Consider the following 8,076-nt stretch of genomic DNA (forward strand, 5'->3'; position numbering starts at 1 on the left):
GAGTAGCGGCGTTTCGCAGCGGCATCTGCTATCGTCGCGTGTATGCAACCCATCATCTCGGTTTCGAATCTATCCAAGACGTACGCATCGGGTTTTCAGGCCCTCAAGCGTATCGACCTCTCCATTCGCAAAGGCGAAATCTTTGCACTGCTCGGGCCGAACGGCGCGGGCAAGACCACGCTCATCAGCATCATCTGCGGGATCGTCAATGCGAGCGAAGGCAGCGTGACGGTCGACGGTCACGATATCCGCAGCGACTATCGCGCCGCGCGTTCGCTGATCGGCCTCGTGCCGCAAGAGCTGACCACGGATGCGTTCGAAACCGTCTGGGCAACCGTCTCGTTCAGCCGGGGCCTGTTCGGCAAGCCGAAGAACCCGGCCTACGTCGAAAAGGTCTTGCGCGATCTCTCGCTCTGGGAAAAGCGCAACAGCCGCATCATTCAACTGTCGGGCGGCATGAAGCGGCGCGTGCTGATCGCGAAGGCGCTGTCGCACGAGCCGCGCGTGCTGTTTCTCGACGAACCGACGGCGGGCGTCGACGTCGAACTGCGCCGCGACATGTGGAAGCTCGTCAGATCGTTGAGCGCGAGCGGCGTGACGATCATCCTGACCACGCACTATATCGACGAAGCCGAAGAGATGGCCGACCGCATCGGCGTGATCAACGGCGGGCAGATCATGCTCGTCGAAGAGAAAGCCGAGCTGATGCGCAAGCTCGGCAAGAAGCAGCTGACGCTGCAACTCGAAGCGCCGCTCACAAGCGTGCCGGCCGCGCTTGCGGAGTACGGGCTGGACCTCGCGAACGACAACAGCGAGCTCATTTATACCTACGACGCCGAGCGCGAGAAGAGCAACAGCCTCGTCGCGCTGCTCAACGATCTCAGCGAAGCAGGCATCCGCTTCAAGGACCTGCACACGACACAAAGCTCGCTCGAAGACATCTTCGTGAGTCTCGTGCACCGCAAACAGGAGGAGAACGCGTGATGAACCTCCATGCTATCCGCGCTATCTATCGCTTCGAAATGGCCCGCACGGGGCGCACGCTGATGCAGAGCGTTATCGCGCCCGTCATTTCCACTTCGCTCTATTTCATCGTGTTCGGCTCGGCGATCGGCTCGCGCATCCGCGAAGTGGAGGGCATCAGCTACGGCTCGTTCATCGTGCCGGGGCTCATCATGTTGTCGCTGCTGTCGCAGAGCATTTCGAATGCGTCGTTCGGCATCTATTTCCCGCGCTTTACGGGCACGATTTACGAACTGCTGTCGGCGCCCGTATCGTATGTGGAGATCGTCATCAGCTACGTGGGCGCGGCCGCGACCAAGTCGATCGTGCTCGGCCTGATCATTCTCGCGACGGCGGGCCTCTTCGTGCCGCTGCAGGTCCAGCATCCGTTCTGGATGGTTCTCTTTCTCGTGCTGACGGCCGTCACGTTCAGTCTGCTCGGGTTCATCATCGGCATCTGGGCCGACAACTTCGAGAAACTGCAACTCGTGCCGCTGCTCATCATCACGCCGCTGACTTTCCTCGGCGGCAGCTTCTATTCGGTCTCGATGCTGCCGCCCGGATGGAAAGTCGTGACGCTGCTGAACCCGATTGTCTATCTGATAAGCGGCTTCCGCTGGAGTTTCTACGGGCTCGCGGATGTGAGCGTCGGCATCAGCCTCGGCATGACGGCGATCTTTCTGTGCGTCTTTCTTGCCGTGATCGCTTGGATCTTCAAAACGGGCTATCGGCTGAAGTCGTAGTGCGATGAATGCCGCCGGCGCGCGATGCGCAGGCGTTAAAAAAGCCGGGCATTGCTTGCGCAATGCCCGGCTTTTCTTTTCGACCTGCGTTGCAGGTGCGATCAGCTTGAGAGTCTAGCTGAACAGCTTGATCGCCTGCAGCAGTGTGTTCACCACGCCCCACGTCAGCGGAATCAGCACGTACAGCCAGAACACGACGAGCAGCCCTTTGTTCGTCGGATGAGCGGTTTGCGTCGACATTGCGGTTCTCCGTTGTCTGGTTTCAGTTGCCGGCCGCGAGTTGCGCTTCCGTCATGTGATGCTTCTCGTGCACGTGCTTGACGAGCAGATTGCAGATGAAGCCGATCACGAGCAGCACGGTCATGATGTGGACCGTCATCGTGTACGCATCCGCTTTCGCGACGCCGTTCGCCACCTGATACGCGCGGATGTAGTTGACGAGCACTGGGCCCGCGACGCCCGCGGCCGCCCATGCCGTCAGCAGACGTCCGTGAATGCCGCCGACGAACGCCGTGCCGAACATATCCGCGAGATACGCGGGCACCGTCGAGAAGCCGCCGCCGTACATCGACAGGATCACGCAGTAGCACAGCACGAAGAAGGCGATGTTGCCCGCCGATGCGAACGTCGGCACGAGCCAGTACAGCACGGCGCCCAGCGCGAAGAAGATGTAGTAGGTATTCTTGCGGCCCACGTAATCCGATGCCGATGCCCAAACGAAGCGGCCGCCCATGTTGAAGAGCGATAGCAGACCGACGAAGCCCGCGGCGGCAGCGGCGCTCACCGTGTTCTTGAAGCTTTCCTGAATCATCACCGACGCCTGGCCCAGAATGCCGATGCCCGCCGTCACGTTCAGGAACAGCACCAGCCAGATCAGATAGAACTGGGGCGTCTTCAGCGCCTGATCGATGTGCACGTGATTGCGCGTGATCATCTTCTGCTTCGTCTCGACGGGCGGGGTCCAGCCGGCCGGCTTCCAGTCGGCGCGCGGAATGCGGATCGCGAGCGCGCCGATCGACATCGAGATGAAGTACGCGATGCCGAGCACGACGAACGTTTCCGCCACGCCGATGCTCGTTGCGCTCTTGAAGTGGTTCATCAGCGCGACGGAGAGCGGCGCGGCGATCATCGCGCCGCCGCCGAAGCCCATGATCGCCATGCCCGTCGCCATGCCGCGGCGGTCGGGGAACCAGCGGATCAGCGTCGAGACGGGCGACACATACCCGAGCCCCAGCCCGATCCCGCCGATCACGCCATAGCCGAGATAGAGCAGCACGATCTGGTGTGTCCACACGCCGATCGCCGACACGATGAAGCCGCCGCCGAAGCAGCACGCGGCTGTAAACATCGTGCGGCGCGGGCCGACTTTTTCGAGCCACTTGCCGGCGAACGCCGCCGACAGGCCGAGAAACACGATCGCGAGCGAGAAGATCCAGCCGAGCGTGGTCAGCGACCAGTCGTCGGGCGCGGACTGGCTGATGCCGATCACCTTGGTCAGCGGTCCGTTGAACACGGAGAACGCATAGGCCTGGCCGATACACAGATGCACGGCGAGGGCGGCAGGCGGCACCATCCAGCGGGAAAAGCCAGGTTGGGCGATCGTTGCCTGCTTTGAAAAGAAGGACGGCGAGCGGGCGTTGCCGCCGGGCTCAGTAATGCTGCTCATGGTCGGTCTCCGATCAGGCTGAACGTACGTAGTTATCGGTTGCAATTGCCGAAACTGGAGCGGCACCTGTTCAAACGGATATGCTGGCCTGCAACATATTTGACAATTACCCGCTTGTCAGGCGAGTTCGGCAATTGGCGAGACGATAGGCGGCCCGATGCGGGTTGGCAATATGAGAATTGAGTGCATATAGAAATCGCTGGCAGCGTTGTGCGGAGCGGGATGCAGCAGTTTCAGGCGACATGACGCCGCAGCCGACAGCTGACGCAGCGGTCGCGTGCATCGGTGATGCAAAAGATGACGCACCGACATGATCCTTGCTGCAATTGCACATGAAACGACGATCGTGCGCTTTTTGAAAGCGCCGCCGTTTTATTTAAGAGCTCTTCCACAAGTACAGTTTGCCGATGCCGCGCGAAGCACAGTATTCGTCCGAAGCTTTATCCGCTTAGGTTTGCGGTCGCCGTGCTACGTTTGAACTGTTGCTGCCTTTGAACAACAGTATTTGGTATATCACATACAAGATACTTGATTTTTGTCGCGACGCAGCATATAATTGAGTCATCCAATCACTCAATGACCGGAGCAACAAATGGATTTCGTCTCGCTTGCTTTCTTTGCCGTCGCTGTCGTGGGCCTCGGTTCGGCCGCAACCGTGCTGATGACTCGCTGGGTGCCGCAACATGTGGCTGAGCTCGCATCGAAGCACGGCCGTTATGTCGGTCTCGAGGCCGCTGCCGTTCGCGAAGCCACGCCGTACCGTGCGCGTGTCGAAGCGGCGATGAACGCCGTCGGCTCGTCGAACTAAGCTGTGGCTACACCTGCACTGAACCTGCCCCTGGCGTTGCAGCCCATCGGCAACAACGCCAGCCTCCGCGACCAGGCCTACGCAATGTTGCGTCAGGCGATCGCGGATGCTGACATTTACGCGTCGCGCGAAGAGATCCGTCTCGACGAGCGCGTGCTGAGCGAGACGCTCGGCGTGAGCCGCACGCCCGTGCGCGAGGCGATGACGCTGTTGGAGCAGGAAGGTTTTCTGCGCATGGTGCCGCGCCGCGGCATCTATATCGTGCGCAAGAGTAAGCGCGAGATCGTCGAGATGATCCAGATGTGGGCTGCGCTCGAAAGCATGGCCGCACGTCTCGCGACACTGCACGCGACGGACGAAGAGATCGCGCGGCTGCGTCGCATGTTCGACCAGTTCCGCGATTCGACGCCCGCCGAACATATCGCCGAATATTCAAACGCGAACATCGCGTTCCATCAGGCGATCGTCGAGCTGTCGAAGTCGCGGATCATCCTCGACACGATCAAGAACATCTTCATTCACGTGCGCGCGATTCGCCGGATGACGATTTCGCAGAGCGACCGCGCGTCGCGCTCGATCGTCGACCACTTGCGGATCATCGAGGCGCTGGAAAAGCGCGACACCGAACTCGCCGAACGCCTGGTGCGCGATCACTCGCTGGGGCTTGCGGCGTTCGTCGAAGCGAATTGCGATTTTCTCGACTGAACTGAGCGCTCGTGAAATGCGTTGAGCCGGAAGGCCAGCGGACCTGAATGTCCGCTGGCCTTTTTCATGGCCCCGCGTGTACTGTCAGCGCATCGCGTGCAGCATCGTCTCGCCGAGCGCCGCCGGCGATTGCGCGACATGAATCCCCGCCGAGCGCATCGCGTCGATCTTCGCGCCCGCCGTCCCCTTGCCGCCCGAAATGATCGCGCCCGCGTGACCCATCCGCCGTCCGGGCGGCGCGCTCGTGCCGGCGATGAAGCCCACCACCGGCTTGTTCGTGCGCGCGTCCTTGAGGAATTGCGCCGCGTCCTCTTCGGCCGAGCCGCCGATTTCGCCGATCATGATGATGCCTTCCGTGTCGTCGTCGGCGAGGAACATTTCCAGGCAGTCGATGAAGTTCGTGCCGTTGACGGGATCGCCGCCAATGCCGATGCACGTCGTCTGGCCGAGACCCGCCGCCGTGGTCTGCGCGACGGCTTCATAGGTCAGCGTGCCCGAGCGCGACACGACGCCGATCTTGCCCGCACGGTGAATGTGCCCCGGCATGATGCCGATCTTGCATTGCCCCGGCGTGATGACGCCCGGACAGTTCGGCCCGATCAGGCGCGTCGCCGAGCCGGCGAGCGCGCGCTTGACGCGCACCATGTCGATGACGGGAATGCCCTCGGTAATGCAGACGACCAGCGCTATTTCCGCATCGACGGCTTCGAGAATAGCGTCGGCGGCCATCGGCGGCGGCACGTAGATCACGGACGCGTTTGCGCCCGTCGCATCGACGGCATCGGCGACGGTATCGAAGACGGGCAGTCCAAGATGCGTCGCGCCGCCCTTGCCGGGCGTGACGCCGCCCACCATCTGCGTGCCGTAGGCGAGCGCCTGCTCGGAGTGAAACGTGCCTTGCGATCCCGTGAAGCCCTGGCAGATCACTTTGGTATTGCGATCGATCAGAACGGCCATGTCAGTTCGCCTCCGACGTTGCAGCCACCTTGGCCTTGTTGTTGACTGCCGCGACGACCTTGCTGGCCGCATCGGCGAGATGATCGGCGGAGACGATGGGCAGTCCCGAATCGCGCAGGATCTGCTTGCCGAGTTCGACGTTCGTGCCTTCGAGCCGCACGACAAGCGGCACACGCAGATCCACTTCGCGCGCGGCGCTCACGACGCCTTCCGCAATCACATCGCAGCGCATGATGCCGCCGAAGATGTTGACCAGAATCCCTTCGACTTTCGGATCGCGCAGAATCAGCCGGAATGCAGTCGCGACGCGCTCTCTGGTCGCGCCGCCGCCCACGTCCAGAAAGTTCGCCGGCTCGCCGCCATAGAGCTTGATGATGTCCATCGTCGCCATCGCGAGGCCGGCACCGTTCACCATGCAGCCGATGTTGCCGTCGAGCGTCACGTAGTTGAGGCCGTGCTTCGCGGCTTCGAGCTCGGCCGCGTCTTCTTCCGCTTCGTCGCGCAACGCCTCGATGGCGGGATGGCGGAAGAGGGCGTTGTCGTCGAAATTGATCTTCGCGTCGAGCGCGATCACATCGCCTTGCTGCGTGACGACGAGCGGATTGATCTCGACGATCGACGCGTCCAGCTCGACAAATGCGCGGTACGCGTTGGCGATGAACTGCGTCGCCGACTTGATTTGCTTGCCCGTCAGCCCGAGGCCGAACGCGATCTGGCGCGCGTGAAACGGTTGCAGACCCGTCGCGGGATCGATCGCGACCTTGAGAATTTTCTCCGGCGTGCGCGCGGCCACTTCTTCGATCTCCATGCCGCCTTCCGTCGACGCCATCACCGTAATGCGCGACGTGCTGCGATCGATCAGCATGCCCAGATACAGCTCGCGTTCGATCGCGCAGCCTTCTTCGACATAGACGCGCTTCACTTCGCGGCCCGCCGGCCCCGTCTGCTTCGTGACGAGCACATGCGACAGCATCTGTGAAGCGTGCAAACCGACATCGCTGACCGTCTTGACGACGCGCACGCCGCCCTTGCCGCCCGGATCGTTCGCGAAGCGGCCCGCGCCGCGCCCGCCGGCGTGAATCTGCGACTTGACGACCCACACCGCGCCGCCGAGCGCGAGTGCCGCGTCTTCCGCCTCCTGCGGCGTGAACGCGACGCGCCCGTTCGGCACGGCGACGCCGTAGCCCTTCAGCAGCTCTTTCGCCTGATATTCGTGAATATTCACCTGTCTCCTCGCTGGTTGAATTCGGCGCCTGACGGCGCAAAAGTGGCGGTCGGCTCAGGGTGGAAATATGGTATGTGATATATCAGAGATTCTCAAGCGACTAAATTGATCGGGGTTTTCCCTTTGTGAAATACGCGCCGGTTTCGCTGTCCACGCTAAGAGTCTTGTTTTTAAAGGCTTACGGTGCTTCTCGGGGATTATCCTTACGCGGCTGAAAGCGCTTGCGGCGTTTTGATATATCACATACCGTATTGAACACAGATGAACCAAACCGGACTTGCAACAGATAGTCAGGCGAATTGCTCGGAGGGGACAACATGGGCAAAGCACTCGACGGTGTGCGCATTCTCGATTTCACGCATGTGCAGTCGGGGCCGACGTGTACGCAGCTGCTGGCGTGGTTCGGCGCGGATGTGATCAAGGTGGAGCGTGCCGGCGCGGGCGACATCACGCGTGAGCAGCTGCGTGACGTGCCGGGCGCCGACAGCCTGTACTTCACGATGCTCAACCACAACAAGCGCTCGGTGACGATCGACACGAAGAATCCCGAAGGCAAGCTCGTGCTCGAAGCGCTGATCCAGAAGTGCGACGTGCTGGTGGAGAACTTCGCGCCGGGCGCGCTCGACCGCATGGGCTTCACGTGGGAGCGCATCCAGGAGCTCAATCCGCGGATGATCGTCGCGTCGGTGAAGGGCTTCGGTCCGGGGCCGTACGAGGACTGCAAGGTGTACGAGAACGTCGCGCAGTGCGTGGGCGGCGCGGCGTCGACGACGGGCTTCGACGACGGTCCGCCCGTGGTGACGGGCGCACAGATCGGCGACAGCGGCACGGGCCTGCATCTGGCGCTGGGCATCGTCACGGCGCTCTATCAACGGACGATGACGGGCCGCGGCCAGAAGGTGCTCGCGGCGATGCAGGACGGCGTGCTGAACCTGTGCCGCGTGAAGCTGCGCGACCAGCAGCGCCTCGA

Annotated in this window: 9 protein-coding genes; 5 read left to right on the forward strand and 4 right to left on the reverse strand. The window is 61.9% G+C overall.

Features of this window, described 5'->3' with window-relative positions; all coding sequences use genetic code 11:
* Positions 1-42 precede the first annotated feature (42 nt).
* Together BMW76_RS35950 and BMW76_RS35955 are read left to right on the forward strand one after the other, a co-directional pair.
* Entirely contained in the window at positions 43-984 is a 942-nt protein-coding gene (locus BMW76_RS35950) for an ABC transporter ATP-binding protein (RefSeq protein WP_090873567.1), read from the forward strand.
* A complete protein-coding gene (locus tag BMW76_RS35955) occupies positions 984-1,745 on the forward strand; it encodes an ABC transporter permease (protein ID WP_090873568.1) in 762 nt (253 codons plus the stop codon). The genes BMW76_RS35950 and BMW76_RS35955 overlap by 1 nt, the downstream gene beginning before the upstream one ends.
* Positions 1,746-1,859: 114 nt before the next feature.
* Here BMW76_RS35955 and BMW76_RS35960 read toward each other — a convergent pair whose 3' ends face one another.
* The gene (locus BMW76_RS35960; RefSeq protein ID WP_090873569.1) at positions 1,860-1,985 is read right to left on the reverse strand and encodes an MFS transporter small subunit; all 126 of its coding nucleotides are present in this window, start codon (positions 1,983-1,985) and stop codon (positions 1,860-1,862) included.
* A 22-nt stretch (positions 1,986-2,007) separates the two neighbouring features.
* Positions 2,008-3,411 carry an L-lactate MFS transporter gene (locus tag BMW76_RS35965; RefSeq protein WP_090873570.1) on the reverse strand — a complete coding sequence of 468 codons (1,404 nt, stop codon included), beginning with the start codon at positions 3,409-3,411 and terminating at the stop codon, positions 2,008-2,010.
* 592 nt (positions 3,412-4,003) lie between these two features.
* On the opposite strand from BMW76_RS35965, the gene BMW76_RS35970 reads away from it, so the two are divergent.
* Positions 4,004-4,219, forward strand: a complete 216-nt coding sequence (locus BMW76_RS35970; protein WP_090873571.1) for a hypothetical protein — start codon at positions 4,004-4,006, stop codon at positions 4,217-4,219.
* A 3-nt stretch (positions 4,220-4,222) separates the two neighbouring features.
* Positions 4,223-4,924 (forward strand): GntR family transcriptional regulator, encoded by a 702-nt coding sequence (locus BMW76_RS35975; protein ID WP_407669073.1) that lies wholly within the window; start codon positions 4,223-4,225, stop codon positions 4,922-4,924.
* Positions 4,925-5,008: 84 nt separating this feature from the next.
* On the opposite strand, the gene sucD is transcribed toward BMW76_RS35975, so the two are convergent.
* Together sucD and sucC are read right to left on the reverse strand one after the other, a co-directional pair.
* Entirely contained in the window at positions 5,009-5,881 is an 873-nt protein-coding gene (gene sucD / locus BMW76_RS35980) for a succinate--CoA ligase subunit alpha (RefSeq protein ID WP_090873572.1), read from the reverse strand.
* Position 5,882: 1 nt separating this feature from the next.
* On the reverse strand, positions 5,883-7,106 hold the full coding sequence (sucC, locus tag BMW76_RS35985) for an ADP-forming succinate--CoA ligase subunit beta (protein ID WP_090873573.1): 1,224 nt from the start codon (positions 7,104-7,106) through the stop codon (positions 5,883-5,885).
* 317 nt (positions 7,107-7,423) lie between these two features.
* Here sucC and BMW76_RS35990 point away from each other — a divergent pair.
* Positions 7,424-8,076, forward strand: a 653-nt coding sequence (locus BMW76_RS35990; protein WP_177200596.1) for a CoA transferase, incomplete at its 3' end; no start/stop codon positions are given.

Origin of the sequence: Paraburkholderia diazotrophica (assembly GCF_900108945.1) — a bacterium.
Lineage (GTDB): Bacteria > Pseudomonadota > Gammaproteobacteria > Burkholderiales > Burkholderiaceae > Paraburkholderia > Paraburkholderia diazotrophica.